Source organism: Streptococcus oralis subsp. tigurinus, from assembly GCF_002093545.1.
Lineage (GTDB): Bacteria > Bacillota > Bacilli > Lactobacillales > Streptococcaceae > Streptococcus > Streptococcus oralis_C.
On sequence record NZ_LNVF01000001.1, the window covers coordinates 179,372 to 195,817 of the forward strand.

Sequence of the window (16,446 nt, forward strand, 5' to 3'; positions counted from 1 at the left end):
AGCAAGGAATGATGGAGGCACTATGAAAACACGTATTACAGAATTATTGAACATTGATTATCCTATTTTTCAAGGAGGAATGGCCTGGGTTGCTGATGGTGACTTGGCTGGTGCGGTATCAAAAGCTGGTGGTTTGGGGATCATCGGTGGTGGAAATGCACCCAAAGAGGTCGTAAAGGCTAATATCGATAAAATCAAATCACTTACGGATAAACCTTTTGGTGTCAACATCATGCTCTTGTCACCTTTTGTAGAAGACATCGTTGATCTCGTGATTGAAGAAGGGGTTAAGGTGGTTACAACTGGTGCTGGAAATCCAAGTAAATACATGAACCGTTTCCATGATGCAGGAATTACAGTGATTCCAGTTGTTCCTAGTGTTGCTTTGGCAAAACGCATGGAAAAAATTGGTGCGGATGCCGTCATTGCAGAAGGTATGGAAGCTGGTGGGCATATTGGGAAATTAACAACTATGACCTTGGTTCGTCAAGTTGCTGCAGCTGTTTCAATTCCAGTTATTGCTGCTGGTGGTATTGCAGATGGTGAAGGGGCAGCAGCTGGGTTTATGCTTGGCGCAGAAGCCGTTCAAGTAGGAACTCGTTTTGTAGTTGCCAGAGAATCTAATGCTCATCCAAATTATAAAGCTAAAATTTTAAAAGCTCGTGATATTGATACAACGATTTCAGCACAACATTTTGGACATGCAGTTCGTGCCATTAAAAACCAGTTGACTCGTGATTTTGAGCAGGCTGAAAAGGATGCCTTTAAACAAGAAAATCCAGATTTAGAAATCTTTGAGCAAATGGGTGCAGGAGCTTTAGCTAAAGCTGTTGTCCATGGTGATGTGGATGGCGGTTCAGTGATGGCCGGCCAAATTGCAGGTTTGATTTCTAAAGAAGAAACTGTTGAAGAAATCTTAAAAGATATCTACTACGGTGCAGCTGAAAAAATTCAAGAAGAAGCTGCTCGTTGGGCAGGAGTTACAAGAAATGACTAAAACAGCCTTTCTATTTGCGGGCCAAGGTGCTCAGTATATAGGGATGGGACGTGATCTCTATGACCACTATCCTATCGTCAAGGAAACAATTGACCAAGCTAGCCAAGTCTTAGGGTATGACCTCCGTGACTTGATTGACAATGATGAAGCAAAGTTAAATCAGACTCGTTACACGCAACCAGCTATTCTAGCTACATCCGTTGCTATTTACCGACTATTGAAAGAAAAGGGCTATCTGCCAGATATGGTTGCAGGCTTATCCCTTGGCGAATATTCGGCTCTTGTAGCAAGTGGTGCCTTGGACTTTGAGGATGCAGTTGCCTTGGTTGCTAAACGTGGTGCTTATATGGAAGAGGCTGCACCTGCAGGCTCTGGAAAGATGGTTGCCGTTCTTAATACTCCAGTTGAAGTGATTGAGGAAACTTGCAAAAATGCTTCTGAAGTTGGAGTAGTGACTCCAGCCAACTACAACACCCCAAGCCAGATTGTTATTGGTGGTGATGTGGCTGCGGTTGACCGTGCAGTTGAACTCTTGCAGGAAGCAGGAGCAAAACGATTGATTCCTTTAAATGTATCTGGTCCTTTCCATACAGCCCTTCTTGAGCCAGCCAGTCGGCAACTAGCTGGAGCTCTTGAGGAAGTGAGTTTCTCTGATTTTACTTGCCCACTAGTCGGCAATACGGAAGCTGCTGTTATGGAAAAAGATCGAATCCAAGAGCTTTTGACGCGTCAGGTCAAAGAACCTGTTCGTTTTTATGAAAGTATTGCTGTGATGCAGGATGCTGGGGTAAGCAACTTTATTGAAATTGGTCCTGGTAAGGTCCTATCAGGCTTTGTCAAAAAAATCGATAAAACAGCTCAGCTAGCTAATGTTGAAGACCAAGCAAGCTTGGATGCTTTGTTAGGAAACTAATGATCCCTTCTCCCACAAAATACAACAGGAAACCAGGAGAAATAGAATGCAACTTATAAACAAAAATGTCTTTGTAACAGGTTCAAGTCGTGGTATCGGACTTGCCATTGCTCACAAATTTGCCAAACTAGGTGCGAATGTAGTTTTGAATAGTCGTGGGACAATCTCAGAAGACTTGCTGGCTGAGTTTTCAAACTACGGCGTCAAAGTAGTACCAATCTCAGGTGATGTTTCAGACTTTGCAGATGCCAAGCGTATGGTAAATCAAGCGATTGCAGAACTCGGTTCTGTCGATGTCTTGGTCAACAATGCTGGAATCACTCAAGATACGCTTATGCTCAAGATGACCGAAGAAGACTTTGAAAAGGTGATTAAGATTAACTTGACAGGTGCCTTCAACATGACCCAAGTAGTCTTGAAACAGATGATAAAGGCGCGTGAAGGTGCTATCATCAATATGTCCAGTGTGGTCGGTTTGATGGGAAATATCGGGCAGGCCAACTATGCAGCTTCTAAAGCAGGTTTGATTGGGTTTACCAAGTCAGTAGCACGTGAGGTTGCCAATCGCAATGTGCGAGTAAATGCTCTTGCACCAGGGATGATCGAATCGGATATGACTGCTGTTTTGTCTGATAAGGTCAAGGAAGCGACATTGGCCCAAATCCCAATGAAGCGTTTTGGACAAGCAGAACATATCGCAGATGCTACAGTGTTCCTGGCTGGACAGGATTATTTGACTGGACAAGTTCTCGCTGTTGATGGCGGACTTAGCATGTAAAAAAAGAAAGATATAGGTAAGACAGATGAAACTAAATCGAGTTGTAGTAACAGGTTACGGATTGACCTCTCCTATCGGAAATACTCCAGAAGAATTTTGGAACAGTTTGCAAACTGGGAAAATTGGAATTGGAAAAATCACTAAGTTTGACCACAGCGAATTTGCTGTGCACAATGCGGCAGAAGTCCAAGATTTTCCATTTGATAAATACTTTGTCAAAAAAGATACCAACCGTTTTGATAACTATTCTTTGTATGCCCTGTATGCAGCTCAAGAAGCGGTGACACATGCTAATCTTGATGTAGAAGCAATCGATAAAGATCGTTTTGGTGTCATCGTTGCTTCAGGTATTGGAGGTATCAAAGAAATCGAAGATCAGGTTATTCGTCTTCATGAAAAAGGTCCAAAACGCGTTAAACCAATGACACTTCCAAAAGCCTTGCCAAATATGGCTTCAGGAAATGTTGCGATGCGTTTCGGAGCAAACGGTATCTGTAAATCAATCAATACAGCCTGTGCCTCATCAAATGATGCCATTGGCGATGCCTTCCGCTCTATCAAGTTTGGCTTCCAAGATGTCATGTTAGTTGGAGGATCAGAAGCTTCTATCACTCCTTTTGCTATCGCTGGTTTCCAAGCATTGACTGCCCTATCAACTACAGAAGATCCAACTCGTGCTTCTATTCCATTTGACAAAGACCGTAACGGTTTTGTCATGGGAGAAGGTTCTGGAATGCTGGTTCTTGAGAGTCTTGAACATGCTGAAAAACGTGGAGCGACCATCTTGGCTGAAGTAGTTGGTTATGGAAATACCTGTGATGCTTACCATATGACTTCACCTCATCCAGAAGGTCAAGGTGCCATCAAGGCAATTAAATTAGCTTTGGAAGAAGCAGAAATTTCTCCAGAGCAAGTGGCCTATGTCAATGCTCACGGAACATCAACTCCTGCTAATGAAAAAGGAGAAAGTGGTGCTATCGTAGCTGTTCTTGGTAAAGAAGTACCTGTATCTTCAACCAAGTCCTTTACAGGACACTTGCTTGGTGCTGCAGGGGCAGTAGAAGCCATCGCTACAATCGAAGCCATGCGTCATAACTATGTACCAATGACAGCTGGAACAAGTGAGTTATCAGACTATATCGAAGCGAATGTCGTTTATGGACAAGGCTTGGAGCAAGAAATCCCTTATGCTATTTCAAACACTTTTGGTTTTGGTGGACACAATGCGGTTCTTGCTTTCAAACGTTGGGAGAATAAATAATTATGAATTTAAATGAGATCAAGGACTTGATGGCTCAATTTGACCAATCAAGTTTGAGAGAATTTTCTTATAAAAACGGAGCGGACGAATTGCAGTTCAGTAAGAATGAAGCAAGAATGGCTTCTGAAGCTCCAGCTCAAGTTGTTCCAGCACCAACTGCAGTAGCGGCAAGTCCAGTAGTTTCTACCCCTTCAACTCCAGTAGAGAGTGCAGTGGAAGAAGCTCCAGTACCAGCTGAAACGACGGTTGCTCCGGAGGGTGATGTTGTTGAAAGCCCACTTGTAGGGGTGGCTTACTTGGCCGCTGGACCAGATAAACCTGCCTTTGTCACAGTCGGAGACAGTGTCAAAAAAGGTCAAACTTTGGTGATCATCGAAGCCATGAAAGTCATGAATGAGATTCCTGCACCTAAGGATGGTGTGGTGACAGAAATTCTCGTTTCAAATGAAGAAATGGTTGAGTTCGGTAAAGGATTGGTACGTATCAAATGATCGATATTCAAGGAATCAAAGAAGCTCTACCCCATCGTTACCCTATGCTCCTAGTGGATCGTGTCTTGGAAGTGAGCGAGGATACCATTGTTGCCATTAAAAATGTGACCATCAACGAACCTTTCTTCAATGGTCATTTTCCTCAATACCCAGTTATGCCAGGTGTTCTTATCATGGAAGCCTTGGCTCAGACTGCTGGTGTCTTGGAATTGTCCAAACCTGAAAATAAAGGGAAACTGGTCTTCTACGCTGGAATGGACAAGGTTAAGTTCAAGAAGCAAGTTGTACCAGGTGACCAATTAGTCATGACGGCTACTTTTGTTAAACGTCGTGGTACAATTGCTGTGGTTGAAGCAAAGGCTGAAGTAGATGGTAAGCTTGCAGCGAGTGGTACTCTTACCTTTGCAATTGGAAACTAAGGAGGTTCTCCATGTTTCGTAAAATTTTGATTGCCAACCGTGGTGAGATTGCGGTTCGCATTATTCGAGCTGCGCGTGAATTGGGCATTGCGACCGTAGCAGTTTATTCAACTGCTGATAAGGAAGCCCTTCACACACTCCTAGCGGATGAAGCTATCTGTATCGGACCTGGTAAGGCGACAGAATCTTATCTCAATATCAACGCTATTTTATCTGCTGCAGTCTTGACAGAAGCAGAAGCCATCCACCCAGGTTTTGGTTTCCTTAGCGAAAACTCCAAGTTTGCCACTATGTGTGATGAAGTAGGGATTAAGTTCATCGGTCCTTCTGGGGCTGTAATGGATACCATGGGAGATAAGATCAATGCGCGTGAGCAAATGATCAAGGCTGGGGTTCCAGTTATCCCAGGATCTGATGGTGAAGTTCACACGGCTGAAGAGGCACTTGCGGTTGCAGAAAAAATTGGCTATCCAGTTATGCTTAAGGCATCAGCAGGTGGTGGTGGAAAAGGGATTCGTAAGGTTGAAAAGGCAGAAGACTTGGTCGCAGCCTTTGAAACAGCATCCAGTGAAGCCAAGGCCAATTTTGGAAATGGCGCAATGTATCTTGAGCGTGTGATTTATCCAGCTCGTCATATCGAGGTCCAAATCCTTGCTGACCAAGAGGGTCATGTTGTCCATCTAGGAGAACGGGACTGTTCTCTTCAACGAAATAACCAAAAGGTCTTAGAAGAAAGCCCATCCATTGCGATTGGCAAAACCCTTCGTCATGAAATTGGTGCTGCAGCCGTTCGTGCAGCAGAGTCTGTAGGCTATGAAAATGCAGGTACGATTGAATTTCTTCTCGATGAAGCGAGTGGCAATTTCTACTTCATGGAAATGAATACTCGTGTGCAAGTTGAACACCCAGTCACAGAGTTTGTTTCAGGTGTTGATATTGTGAAGGAACAGATTCTCATTGCGGCCGGGCAACCCTTACCTTTCAAACAAGAAGATATCGTCTTACGAGGTCATGCTATCGAGTGTCGGATCAATGCGGAAAATCCAGCATTTAACTTTGCTCCAAGCCCAGGTAAAATTACCAATCTATATCTACCAAGTGGTGGAGTTGGCTTGCGCGTGGACTCAGCAGTTTATCCAGGTTATACCATTCCCCCTTACTATGATAGTATGATTGCTAAAATCATTGTTCATGGGGAGAATCGTTTTGATGCTCTTATGAAGATGCAACGGGCACTTTATGAACTTGATATTGAAGGAGTGCAAACCAATGCAGACTTCCAGTTGGATCTGATTTCAGACCACCGAGTTATCGCTGGTGACTACGATACTTCCTTCTTGATGGAAACTTTCTTGCCAAAATACCAAGAAAAAGAATAGACTTTCAAACAGTATGAGAACTAAAAGGGGGAGTTATGGCTCTATTTAGTAAAAAGGATAAGTATATTCGGATCAATCCTAACCGTTCCGTAAGGCAGAAACCACAAGCCAAGCCTGAGGTTCCGGATGAACTCTTCTCCCAGTGTCCTGGTTGTAAACACACCATTTATCAAAAGGACCTTGGGAGTGAGCGCATTTGTCCCCATTGTAGCTATACTTTCCGTATTTCAGCTCAGGAACGCTTGGATTTGACGATTGATTCTGACAGCTTTGTGGAGATGTTTACGGGTATTGAAACTCAAGATCCATTAAACTTTCCTGGCTACCAGAAAAAATTGGCTACTATGCGTGAAAAGACAGGTTTGGATGAAGCAGTACTGACTGGTACAGCTAGTATCAAGGGACAAAAAGTTGCCCTTGGGATCATGGATTCAAATTTTATCATGGCTTCTATGGGAACCGTTGTGGGTGAAAAAATCACGCGCTTGTTTGAGTATGCAACGGTAGAAAACTTGCCAGTCGTTCTCTTCACAGCTTCTGGTGGAGCCCGTATGCAAGAAGGAATCATGAGTTTGATGCAGATGGCTAAAATTTCTGCGGCAGTTCAACGTCATTCCAAGGCAGGACTTTTTTACCTAACTATCTTAACCGATCCGACAACAGGTGGGGTGACTGCTTCTTTTGCTATGGAAGGTGATATTATCCTAGCGGAGCCACAGAGTTTGGTTGGGTTTGCTGGACGTCGTGTTATCGAAAATACAGTTCGTGAGACCTTGCCGGATGACTTCCAAAAGGCAGAATTTCTACTTGAACATGGATTTGTTGATGCAATTGTTAAACGGAGAGAATTGCCTGAAACAATTGCTAAATTAGTGAGATTGCATGGAGGAAGTCGCGGATGAATATTGCAAAAATAGTCAGAGAGGCACGCGAGCAGAGTCGCTTGACTGCACTTGATTTTGCCAATGGAATCTTTGACGAGTTTATCGAATTGCATGGAGATCGCTCTTTCCGTGATGATGGTGCGGTTATCGGTGGAATTGGCTGGTTAGGTGAACAGGCAGTAACTGTCGTTGGTATCCAAAAGGGAAAAAGTCTTCATGACAACCTCAAACGAAATTTTGGGCAACCTCATCCAGAAGGCTATCGTAAGGCTTTGCGCCTAATGAAACAGGCAGAAAAGTTTGGTCGTCCAGTTGTGACCTTTATCAATACGGCGGGTGCTTACCCAGGTGTTGGAGCCGAGGAACGTGGACAAGGTGAAGCAATCGCCCGAAACCTGATGGAAATGAGTGACCTCAAGGTTCCAATCATCGCGATTATTATCGGTGAAGGTGGATCTGGTGGGGCCCTAGCTCTAGCTGTAGCTAACCGTGTCTGGATGTTAGAAAACTCAATCTACGCAGTACTTAGCCCTGAAGGATTTGCCTCTATCCTTTGGAAGGATGGAAGTCGTGCTATGGAAGCAGCGGAGCTGATGAAAATCACTTCGCATGAACTTCTAGAAATGGGAATCGTAGACAAGGTAATCTCAGAGGCAGGGTTGTCAAGTAAAGAACTACTAGGTTGCGTTAAAAATGAATTGTGTGCAGAACTAGATAGGTTACAAGAACTATCACTCGACCAACTTATCGAAGAACGTTACCAACGCTTTAGAAAATACTAAGAATGACTAAATGAGACTAGAAAGGTCTCATTTTTTATTGAAAATGCTATTCAGAGTGAAAAATTGACAGTTGAGGAGATAGACTATAAAATAGACAAAAAAGATGTATACTATAAATGTGAGCCTACAACAATCTATTTTAAGAAGGTACTTGCAATGACAGGTACAGAAACATTTACAGTTCTTTCAACTGAGGACTTAGAGCAAACTTCAGGTGGTCTTGCTGCTTGGGAAGATGGATATGGTAGATGCTTATATTATAGAGAATTTGCTTCCTATATGGGGCAAGGGGCACTTAGTTCTTATAGAGATGCTTGGAAGTACGGCTTCCGAGCAGGATAATCTTTCAAAAAAAGTACGATGAGAAACACAAAGAAACTAGGACAATTTGGAATATTTTTGCTTATTATTTTACTATCTACCTATTTACCACAAACAATTGGATTGTATGTGACGATCATTTTAGGGTTAGGTGCTGATGTCTATTCTCTTATTTTAACAATAGGATTAGTAGGAAGTTTACTTCTATTAATTTGGTGGTTAAAAAAGCAAAAGATGCTCTTTATCTTTGAGAAAAAGAGCTGGAACTGGTCATTTGTCTTCTACTTATTTGCAACTTATGTGGTTTATCAGATTCTCGGTAATTTTTGGACACGCTATGCTCATTTGATTAATCATAGGAATATTCATGGTGAGTATTTTACCGTGGTTCTTTCAAATGGACAACCAACTTTTCTATCTACAGTTCTTAGTTTTATCTTAACAGTCGTTATTGGTCCTATTTTGGAAGAGACGCTTGATCGTGGGTATTTTATGAACACCTTCTTTCCTAAGTCAAAGTACTATTTAGATGTCATCTTATCAGGCCTTATCTTTGGACTCAGTCATTTGATACTATCTCATCAGGACCCAATTAGTTTATTATATTATAGTCTGATTGGTCTCTTTTTCGCCCTTGTTTATCGTTCTACCGACAATCTGAGATTAACGATTCTCTGCCATAGTTTTTTTAACTTTCTCAATTATGCAAAACCTATCTGGATTTTTGTTTATAATTTTATCTATTATCATTTTTTTAGATAGTAGGAAGTAAAGAAAAAAGTGTTTGATAATTGTCAAACACTTTTTCTGTTTACTGTTCTTCTGTTACAAACTGGCTGAGCAGTCCGTTGATAAAACGGGCAGACTTTTGATCTGAGAAGTCCTTTGCAAGCTCGATAGCTTCATTAACAGCAACTAACTGAGGAGTGTCGAATGAAGTGATTTCAAAGACTCCCAAGCGAAGGAGGTTTCTCTCCACGAGCGTTAAGCGTTCAATGGTCCAACCTGCTTTTAAATGCTGTGTGATTTGCTTGTCTAGTTCTTCCTTTTTAGCTTGAACACCAGAAACGAGGTCTGTCAAAAAGGCTGGAAGTTGTACATCCGTATCTTCACGATCATGAGTATAGGCGAAACGACAAGCAGTTTCGACATCCGTACCGAACTCAAGGCTCATGAGAGCTTGAAAAGCGCATTTACGGAGTTGGCGTCTAGATTCTAATAGTGGACTAGTCATTGAGGAAGTCCTCGTCAAATAGATCTTTCAATTCTGGTTTTGGTGTTTTATCTGGAACGATACCTGCAACGTGAATATTGATAGCAGCGAGTTCTACATCAGCCATGTTGCGGACTGCATCTTTGACAGCTTTCTGGATAGCAACCGCTACCTTAGGAACTTTTACTCCGTACTCAAGGTAGAGATAGATATCTGCTGTGAGTTCTTCGCCTACGTTTTTAAGATAAACACCACGGCCAAGAGAAAGTTTTGAAAGGGTGTCAGATACTGATTTGTTTGAAAAAGAGTGAACACCCTCTACTTTTGCAGTAGCAATAGCAATGATTTTTTCAAGTACACGTGGGGCGATAACGATTTCGCCAAGTTGTTCTTCAATTCCCATAGAATGACCTCTTTCTAGAGATTAGGCACGAGAAACGTAAGTTCCTTCTGCAGTGTTGATAACGAGCTTTTGTCCTGCTTCGATGAAGTCTGGAACGTTTACGACAAGTCCAGTTTCCATCGTTGCTGGTTTACCAGAACCTGTAACAGTAGCACCTTTGATAGATGGTTGAGTTTCTGCAACTGTCAATTCAACAGTAGTAGGAACGGTAACACCAATCACTTCAGTTCCGTAGAATTGGATTTTCACATCAGAGTTTTCAAGGATGTAAAGCAATTCGTTTTCAACATTGACTACAGGGATTTCGTACTGGTCGTAAGTTTCTGTATTCATGAAGTATGCTGTGTCATCCATTTTGTACAAGTATTGAGCTGGGACAGTCTCGATGATGGCTTGTTCAAATTTTTCCTCTGGACGGTAGCTTGTGTCAAATGTAGAACCAGTACGGACATCGCGCAATTTCATACGCATGATGGTGTTTCCTTTACCTGGTTTGTGGTGGCTAGCTTCCAAAACGCGGATCAATTTTCCGTCAGCTGTTTCAAAGGTCATACCAGCCTTTAATTTACTTGCTTCAATCATGTTTTTACCTCTTTAATAAAATAATTTACTCTTTATTGTACCATAAAAGACAACATTACTCAAATGTCAAAAGGAGCTTAATTAGTTGACTGGTACGATATTTCCATCTTCGTCTTTGGTAACGAGAACGTATTTTCCATCAACTTCGATATAAAAATTCTTGCTAGTAGCTTGCCCAGCATTTTGAGCTGGTGCTTGCGTTTGGGCTTGTTGGCTAAGTTGACCACCTAGAGTTTGGCCAAGATTCATTCCCATAAACATGTTCATTCCATTGCCATTCCCTTCATTTGCGGCTGCAGCAATGAGAGCTTCGTTACGCGCACGGCGTTCTTCAATCTCAATCGTGTTGTACTTCATAGCAGCGAGCTCACTGTCAAGTTTGCGAACGATTGCAAGACTTTCTTGGTCGTAGCTGAGGTCTTCAAGCAAGATATTGGTTGCTTCAATCCCGTAGAGACCTGTCCAAACCTTGTTGACCTCTTGTTTAGCGAGTTCGTTAAAGGTATCTTGATTGGCATTGAGGCTATAGATATCAACCTTGTTTTCGTTGGTGTATTTGGCAATGGCAATCGCGATTTTTGGTGCGATGTTTTGACGGAGCGTTCCTTGAGCAACATCCTGAAGAGTATATGGTTGGCTATCTGTAATTTGCTGACTAACAGAGCTCACATAGAAGAGAACTGGATCCGCGATTTTTACATCAAACAAGCCATAGAAACGGATGTTGAGCAGTTGTTGGTAACGTTCACTGAAATATTCGACCGCATTTTGTGTGCCGAACTTGTTGCCCGCGATGGGTTGCATGCGGATAAAGATAATTTCTTGTTGGGTGATGACTTGTCCACCAAAAGAGAAACGGTTTTTAAAGTTTTCCCAAGTGCCTTTTAAACCACCTTTTTCAAGGAGCCAGGCATTATCACCAGCTTGCCATTCGTGGCTACCAGCTTCGAGGACTTCACCAAGGAAGGTACCATTGTTTACCAAAACAGCGGTATAACCTTGAGGAACGATAACCACACTGCCGTCCGACAAGAGGCCTGTGTTTTGATTGCTGTGACGAGAACGTCCATCTGGGTCTTTTGTGAGCAATTGCCCCTTGATGGCCAAGGCGTCGCCAGAGACATTATCTGGAAGGACAATGGCTTCCTTGAATTTACTATCATTAAAACTATTTAAGCCTGCTGATAAGGCTGCACGTATAAATCCCATAATTCCTCCTAATTATAAAGCTCGTCTTCATCCACAACATCATAGGTATCAAGTACCCATTGGTTTGGACTGCGAGAGAGATTGGCACCACAGTAGTCACACTCGCTAACTGCAGAGATTTTTAATGGGGCGCCACAGTTTGGACAGTGGTCGCTCACAACTTGGTCTGGATTGACTGCTTGCGTTTGGCTACCATGTTGACGGATAAAGTTCAATTGATACACGGTGAAGAGATCTTTTTTAGGATCTCCTTCGAGGACACGACGAGTCTCATCGTCAATGACATAGTCCCGCAAGGTAGATGACAGAATCACCACTAAGGTATCGTTTCCGTCAGGATTTTCAATGAACTCCTTGATGCGAACATTTTCGATACAAACTTTCTCTAAAACATTAGTTGTTTTAGCTCGAATATGGTCCTCAAGTTGGGTACTATGTTGAGAGTAGAGACTGGTACTTTCCAAAGCGCGGACAGAGTTCCAATTTTTCTCAGTCCAGGCAACCTGCAATTTAAGGTAGACTTCCTTAACCCAAGATGTGAAGGCCTCAGCGTCAAAGTTTGGATCCCCGTATTTCACACGGTTAATGGCCAGTGTGTTGTGTTCAACTCGACGATGGAGCGTCTGATAATCATTACTAGTGTAGGTTGAACTCGAATCTCCAGACTTACTCTGCAAGGATTTGACGATAACAACTAGTATGATTCCTCCGACTAATATGAACATAAATCCTAGATAGGGAGAGCTAGTAGAACTGTCAGAGGATGATCCGTATCCAGAGCGGTAGTAGTGATAGGATGAGCCGCCAGAACGACTTCCACCTCCACTTGAGCGGCTACTACTTCTGGAGCTACTGCGGCTGCTCCCTCCACTTCTGGAATGTCCAACACCCGCATCAACGATTTGAGGCACGGATAGAAAAACAAGTAATAAACAGGTCATTAAGAGAGCGTAAAACTTTTTCATGTGTCTCCTAACTATATGATTGAAAAGGTAGAATTCTGAATTTGAATGATTATTAAACTATTTAATAACCTTTAAAAATCATCTAAGATATACTAGGTGTTATTTACTAGCATTTAGCTTCTTTATGGAATGGCGCTCGATGAGCCATCCCACAATCCATCAATCCATCCTATTGCTAGCAAGTAATTTTCAAAAGCACCGATAGCATTTACAGGAGAGTGATACTCCATATAATTGAGTAAGTGATTTGTTCCTATTCCAATTCCGCCAATAATGAGAGCAAGAAGTGCGATTCGTAGATAGAACCAATCGTATTTAATATTGATAGCGAGAATAATAATCAATACAGCTAAATTCCATATTCCAATTTCTCGTTGCCAACCAGCAGATATTCCGTACCCGGAGTGACTTCCCATGTATGATGGAAAGAAAATTTGTAGTATAGAAGCGCCTACCATTGCAAGGACGACAAAAGCAAATAAGAATTTTAAAAACTTATTCATAGGTTCTCCTTATCTAAGTTTGTTTTCCAGTAGAAAAGGCTATTTATCTAAGTATACTTTATTCGTTATCTTTCAACTTAGCTAATTCCTGGGCAAGTAGCTTGAGGGCGACTTGTGGATTCGCTTGTCCTTTAGTAGCTTTCATGAGGAATCCTGTGAAGGCCTTGTCTGCGTTGCGTTTGCCTGACTTGAAGTCGGCAACAGCAGCTTCGTTATCCGCAAAGACTTGGTGGATGATTGGAATCAGAACATCTGGATCTGAGATTTGCACCAAGCCTGCTTTTTCCACGTATTCACGCGCGCCACCACCATTTTTAGCTAGGTGGACAAAGACTTTCTTGGCAATCTTAGAAGAAATCGTACCATCTTCGATGATGGCAATCATTTCTACCAAGTTTTCTGGTGTTAATTCGATTTGTTCCAGTGTCTTACCTTCAGCGTTCAAGAACTGAGCGACTTCGCCTTGGAGCCAGTTAGAGACTTGTTTGGCATCGCCACCGAGGGCAACAGCTTTTTCAAAGAAGTCAGAAGTGACTTTGTTTGCAGTCAACTGGCTAGCATCGTAGTCTGACAAGCCAAGATTAGATACGTAGCGCGCACGGCGTTCTTTTGGAAACTCTGGCAATTCTGTACGCATTTCCTCAATCCACTCATCTGAGATTTCAAAGAGTGGTAGGTCAGGTTCTGGGAAGTAGCGGTAGTCTGCAGCACCTTCTTTGACACGCATGAGGATGGTTGCTTTGTTAGCTTCATCGTAACGACGTGTTTCTTGGCGAATTTGACCACCTGAGCGAAGGATTTCAGCTTGGCGTTGGACTTCGTATTCAAGCCCCTTACGGACGTTAGAGAAGGAGTTGAGGTTTTTCAACTCAGTCTTGGTACCGAATTTCTCTTGACCATAAGGGCGAAGGGAGATATTAGCATCCACACGCATCGAACCTTCTTCCATCTTAACGTCAGAAATACCAGCGTACTGGATAACTTCCTTGAGGGCAGTTAGATAAGCATAGGCTTCTTCTGGCGAGCGCATGTCAGCCTCAGATACAATCTCAATCAAAGGCACCCCTTGGCGGTTGAGGTCAACATAGGAGTAGCCATCTGTACCGTGGGTGTTTTTACCAGCGTCTTCTTCTAGGTGAGCACGTTCGATACCGATTTTCTTGGTCGTACCGTCTTCGAGCTCCACTTCAATCCAACCATTATAACCGATAGGTTCATCAAACTGAGAAATTTGGTAGGCTTTTGGATTGTCAGGGTAGAAATAGTTCTTGCGGTCAAAGTGCATCTTTTTGTGGATGTCCATGTTGAGGGCAAGAGCTGCCTTGATACCGGCATCGACAACACCTTTATTGAGAACTGGCAGAACTCCTGGGAAAGACCAGTCAATCACGTTGGTGTTGGCGTTTTGGTCATTTCCGAAGTGGGCAGAAGTTGGTGAGAAGATTTTTGAATTGGTGTTGAGCTCTACGTGGACTTCAAGTCCAATGACTGTTTCAAAGTTCATTAGTTATCACCTCCAAAAATCACGGGTTGTTGTTTGTGGTAGTCTGTTGTCGCTTCAAAAGCAGCAGCAACTTGGTAAATGGTTTCTTCTGAGTATTTAGGACCGATCAATTGGAGACCGACAGGGAGACCTTGAGAGAATCCAGCAGGAATCGAAATTCCTGGTAGACCTGCCAAGTTGACTGGGATGGTCAAAAGGTCAGCCAAGTACATGGCAACGGGGTCATGGTTGAGGGAATCCAAGTCATAGGCAACACTTGGAGCAGTTGGTCCCAAAATCAAGTCGTAATCTGCAAAGACTTTTTCGAAATCTTGGATGATGAGGGTACGGACTTGTCCAGCTTTTTTATAGTAGGCATCATAGTAACCTGATGAAAGGCTAAAGGTACCCAGCATGATCCGGCGTTTCACCTCTTCACCGAAACCTTGACTACGGCTGTTTACATAGATTTCATCAAGGTTGCTTGCATCTTCTGCGCGGTAGCCGTAACGGATACCGTCAAAACGTTGCAAGTTTGATGAAGCTTCTGATGAAGCGATGATGTAGTAAACGGCAACACCGTATTTAGAGTGAGGAAGACTCACTTCTTCAACGATAGCCCCAAGTTTCTCAAAGTGTTTGGCTGCGTTGATGATGGTTTCTTTAACTTCTGGGTCAATTCCTTCACCGAGGTATTCCTTAGGCAAAGCGATTTTCATGCCCTTGATATCTTGCCCGATTTTTGAAGTAAAGTCGGCAATGCGGACAGGAGCAGAAGTAGAATCTTTGGCATCTTCGCTGGCAATAGCGTTGAGCAAGAGGGCATTTTCTTTAACAGTTGGTGCGAAAGGTCCGATTTGATCTAGTGAGCTACCGAAAGCAATGAGACCGAAACGTGAAATCGTTCCGTAGGTTGGTTTGAGACCAACGATCCCGTTAAAGGCAGCAGGTTGGCGGATGGAACCACCAGTATCAGAACCAAGTGACAAGCGAACTTGGCCTGAAGCTACAGAAGCAGCAGAACCACTTGATGATCCACCAGGAACCTTGCTGTGGTCCCAAGCATTTTTAGTCGCACCGTAGTGAGAAGTCTCACCTGAACCACCCATGGCAAACTCGTCCATGTTGGTTTTCCCAACGACAATCATGCCCTTGGCTTTGGCATTGGCAACGGCTGTCGCATCAAAGATAGGCTCGTAGTTGTAGAGCATTTTTGAGGCTGCAGTTGTGAGGATACCGTCTGTAGAGATATTATCCTTAACAGCCAATGGAATTCCTGAAAGGACATTGTCCGCGTCAATTCCAGCTTCATCAATAGCCTTAGCTTGTGCAAGGGCTTGCTCCTCAGCGATGGTTACAAAAGCGTTGATAGCTTTCTCGCGAGACTGGATATCTTCAAGAGTTGCTTGGGTCAATTCAGTTGCAGAAATTTCCTTAGAGACAAGGAGGCTGTGCAAGTCTTCAATAGTTTTGTTATTAAAAGTCATTAGGCATCTCCTCCATCATCTAGGATAGCTGGTACCTTGATATAGTAGTTTTCTTTTTCAGGTACGTTTTTAAACAGGCGGTCACGGTCTGTTCCTTCTTCAGCCACATCAGGGCGGAGTACAGTCTTGCGGTCAGCCATGGTCGTAGTAGGTGCGACACCAGTTGTGTCGACTTCGCCTAGCAATTCAACCATATCAACAATCTTAGACAAGGTTGTCGCAAAGGCAGCAGTTTCTTCTTCAGAGAATCTTAATTTTGAAAGATTGGCAACGTGTGTTACCTCTTCTTGCGTAATTTTCATCTTGCATCCTTTCGTGAAATGATGATTTTTAGTCTGTTCTATTTTACCATATTTTCCTATAAATAAGGGAGCCA

20 protein-coding genes are annotated in these 16,446 nt (G+C 42.9%); 11 read left to right on the top strand and 9 right to left on the bottom strand.

Going from position 1 to position 16,446, the window contains the following annotated elements; all coding sequences use genetic code 11:
• Positions 1 to 22: 22 nt before the first annotated feature.
• From fabK to ATE34_RS00870, 11 genes are all read left to right on the top strand, one after another.
• Positions 23 to 997 carry an enoyl-[acyl-carrier-protein] reductase FabK gene (gene fabK / locus ATE34_RS00820; RefSeq protein WP_061597986.1) on the top strand — a complete coding sequence of 325 codons (975 nt, stop codon included), beginning with the start codon at positions 23 to 25 and terminating at the stop codon, positions 995 to 997.
• The gene (fabD, locus tag ATE34_RS00825) at positions 990 to 1,910 is read left to right on the top strand and encodes an ACP S-malonyltransferase (protein WP_084910680.1); all 921 of its coding nucleotides are present in this window, start codon (positions 990 to 992) and stop codon (positions 1,908 to 1,910) included. Before fabK ends, fabD begins: the two co-directional genes overlap by 8 nt.
• 46 nt (positions 1,911 to 1,956) lie before the next feature.
• A complete protein-coding gene (gene fabG, locus ATE34_RS00830) occupies positions 1,957 to 2,688 on the top strand; it encodes a 3-oxoacyl-[acyl-carrier-protein] reductase (RefSeq protein ID WP_061597984.1) in 732 nt (243 codons plus the stop codon).
• Between the two features lie 25 nt (positions 2,689 to 2,713).
• Positions 2,714 to 3,949 (top strand): beta-ketoacyl-ACP synthase II, encoded by a 1,236-nt coding sequence (gene fabF, locus ATE34_RS00835; protein WP_061597983.1) that lies wholly within the window; start codon positions 2,714 to 2,716, stop codon positions 3,947 to 3,949.
• Positions 3,950 to 3,951: 2 nt separating this feature from the next.
• Positions 3,952 to 4,440 carry an acetyl-CoA carboxylase biotin carboxyl carrier protein gene (gene accB / locus ATE34_RS00840; protein WP_061597982.1) on the top strand — a complete coding sequence of 163 codons (489 nt, stop codon included), beginning with the start codon at positions 3,952 to 3,954 and terminating at the stop codon, positions 4,438 to 4,440.
• The gene (gene fabZ / locus ATE34_RS00845) at positions 4,437 to 4,859 is read left to right on the top strand and encodes a 3-hydroxyacyl-ACP dehydratase FabZ (protein ID WP_000565515.1); all 423 of its coding nucleotides are present in this window, start codon (positions 4,437 to 4,439) and stop codon (positions 4,857 to 4,859) included. Before accB ends, fabZ begins: the two co-directional genes overlap by 4 nt.
• Before the next feature lie 11 nt (positions 4,860 to 4,870).
• On the top strand, positions 4,871 to 6,238 hold the full coding sequence (accC, locus tag ATE34_RS00850; RefSeq protein WP_061597981.1) for an acetyl-CoA carboxylase biotin carboxylase subunit: 1,368 nt from the start codon (positions 4,871 to 4,873) through the stop codon (positions 6,236 to 6,238).
• Between the two features lie 35 nt (positions 6,239 to 6,273).
• Positions 6,274 to 7,140: an acetyl-CoA carboxylase, carboxyltransferase subunit beta gene (gene accD / locus ATE34_RS00855; protein WP_001173374.1), complete on the top strand. Its 867-nt coding sequence runs from the start codon at positions 6,274 to 6,276 to the stop codon at positions 7,138 to 7,140.
• Positions 7,137 to 7,904 carry an acetyl-CoA carboxylase carboxyl transferase subunit alpha gene (locus tag ATE34_RS00860; protein WP_061597980.1) on the top strand — a complete coding sequence of 256 codons (768 nt, stop codon included), beginning with the start codon at positions 7,137 to 7,139 and terminating at the stop codon, positions 7,902 to 7,904. The genes accD and ATE34_RS00860 overlap by 4 nt, the downstream gene beginning before the upstream one ends.
• A 156-nt stretch (positions 7,905 to 8,060) precedes the next feature.
• Positions 8,061 to 8,246: a biofilm-regulating peptide BriC gene (gene briC / locus ATE34_RS00865; RefSeq protein ID WP_061598073.1), complete on the top strand. Its 186-nt coding sequence runs from the start codon at positions 8,061 to 8,063 to the stop codon at positions 8,244 to 8,246.
• 18 nt (positions 8,247 to 8,264) lie between these two features.
• Positions 8,265 to 8,987, top strand: coding sequence for a CPBP family intramembrane glutamic endopeptidase (locus ATE34_RS00870; RefSeq protein ID WP_061597979.1), 723 nt, complete (start codon positions 8,265 to 8,267; stop codon positions 8,985 to 8,987).
• A 49-nt stretch (positions 8,988 to 9,036) separates the two neighbouring features.
• Here the strand turns inward: ATE34_RS00870 and nusB are convergent, their stop codons facing one another.
• The 9 genes from nusB to gatC all read right to left on the bottom strand — a co-directional run bounded on the left by nusB (position 9,037) and on the right by gatC (position 16,372).
• A complete protein-coding gene (gene nusB, locus ATE34_RS00875) occupies positions 9,037 to 9,459 on the bottom strand; it encodes a transcription antitermination factor NusB (protein WP_000203656.1) in 423 nt (140 codons plus the stop codon).
• Positions 9,452 to 9,841, bottom strand: a complete 390-nt coding sequence (locus tag ATE34_RS00880) for an Asp23/Gls24 family envelope stress response protein (protein WP_084910682.1) — start codon at positions 9,839 to 9,841, stop codon at positions 9,452 to 9,454. Before ATE34_RS00880 ends, nusB begins: the two co-directional genes overlap by 8 nt.
• A gap of 21 nt (positions 9,842 to 9,862) precedes the next feature.
• Positions 9,863 to 10,423, bottom strand: a complete 561-nt coding sequence (gene efp / locus ATE34_RS00885) for an elongation factor P (protein ID WP_000568640.1) — start codon at positions 10,421 to 10,423, stop codon at positions 9,863 to 9,865.
• A gap of 81 nt (positions 10,424 to 10,504) precedes the next feature.
• A complete protein-coding gene (locus ATE34_RS00890) occupies positions 10,505 to 11,632 on the bottom strand; it encodes an SPFH domain-containing protein (RefSeq protein ID WP_084910684.1) in 1,128 nt (375 codons plus the stop codon).
• An 8-nt stretch (positions 11,633 to 11,640) separates the two neighbouring features.
• Positions 11,641 to 12,597, bottom strand: coding sequence for a zinc-ribbon domain-containing transport protein (locus tag ATE34_RS00895; RefSeq protein ID WP_061597976.1), 957 nt, complete (start codon positions 12,595 to 12,597; stop codon positions 11,641 to 11,643).
• A gap of 122 nt (positions 12,598 to 12,719) precedes the next feature.
• The gene (locus tag ATE34_RS00900; RefSeq protein ID WP_061597975.1) at positions 12,720 to 13,100 is read right to left on the bottom strand and encodes an Asp23/Gls24 family envelope stress response protein; all 381 of its coding nucleotides are present in this window, start codon (positions 13,098 to 13,100) and stop codon (positions 12,720 to 12,722) included.
• Between the two features lie 58 nt (positions 13,101 to 13,158).
• On the bottom strand, positions 13,159 to 14,604 hold the full coding sequence (gene gatB, locus ATE34_RS00905) for an Asp-tRNA(Asn)/Glu-tRNA(Gln) amidotransferase subunit GatB (RefSeq protein ID WP_061597974.1): 1,446 nt from the start codon (positions 14,602 to 14,604) through the stop codon (positions 13,159 to 13,161).
• Positions 14,604 to 16,070, bottom strand: coding sequence for an Asp-tRNA(Asn)/Glu-tRNA(Gln) amidotransferase subunit GatA (gene gatA, locus ATE34_RS00910; RefSeq protein WP_061597973.1), 1,467 nt, complete (start codon positions 16,068 to 16,070; stop codon positions 14,604 to 14,606). Before gatA ends, gatB begins: the two co-directional genes overlap by 1 nt.
• Positions 16,070 to 16,372, bottom strand: coding sequence for an Asp-tRNA(Asn)/Glu-tRNA(Gln) amidotransferase subunit GatC (gatC, locus tag ATE34_RS00915; protein WP_000705420.1), 303 nt, complete (start codon positions 16,370 to 16,372; stop codon positions 16,070 to 16,072). The genes gatA and gatC overlap by 1 nt, the downstream gene beginning before the upstream one ends.
• Between the last annotated feature and the right edge of the window lie 74 nt (positions 16,373 to 16,446).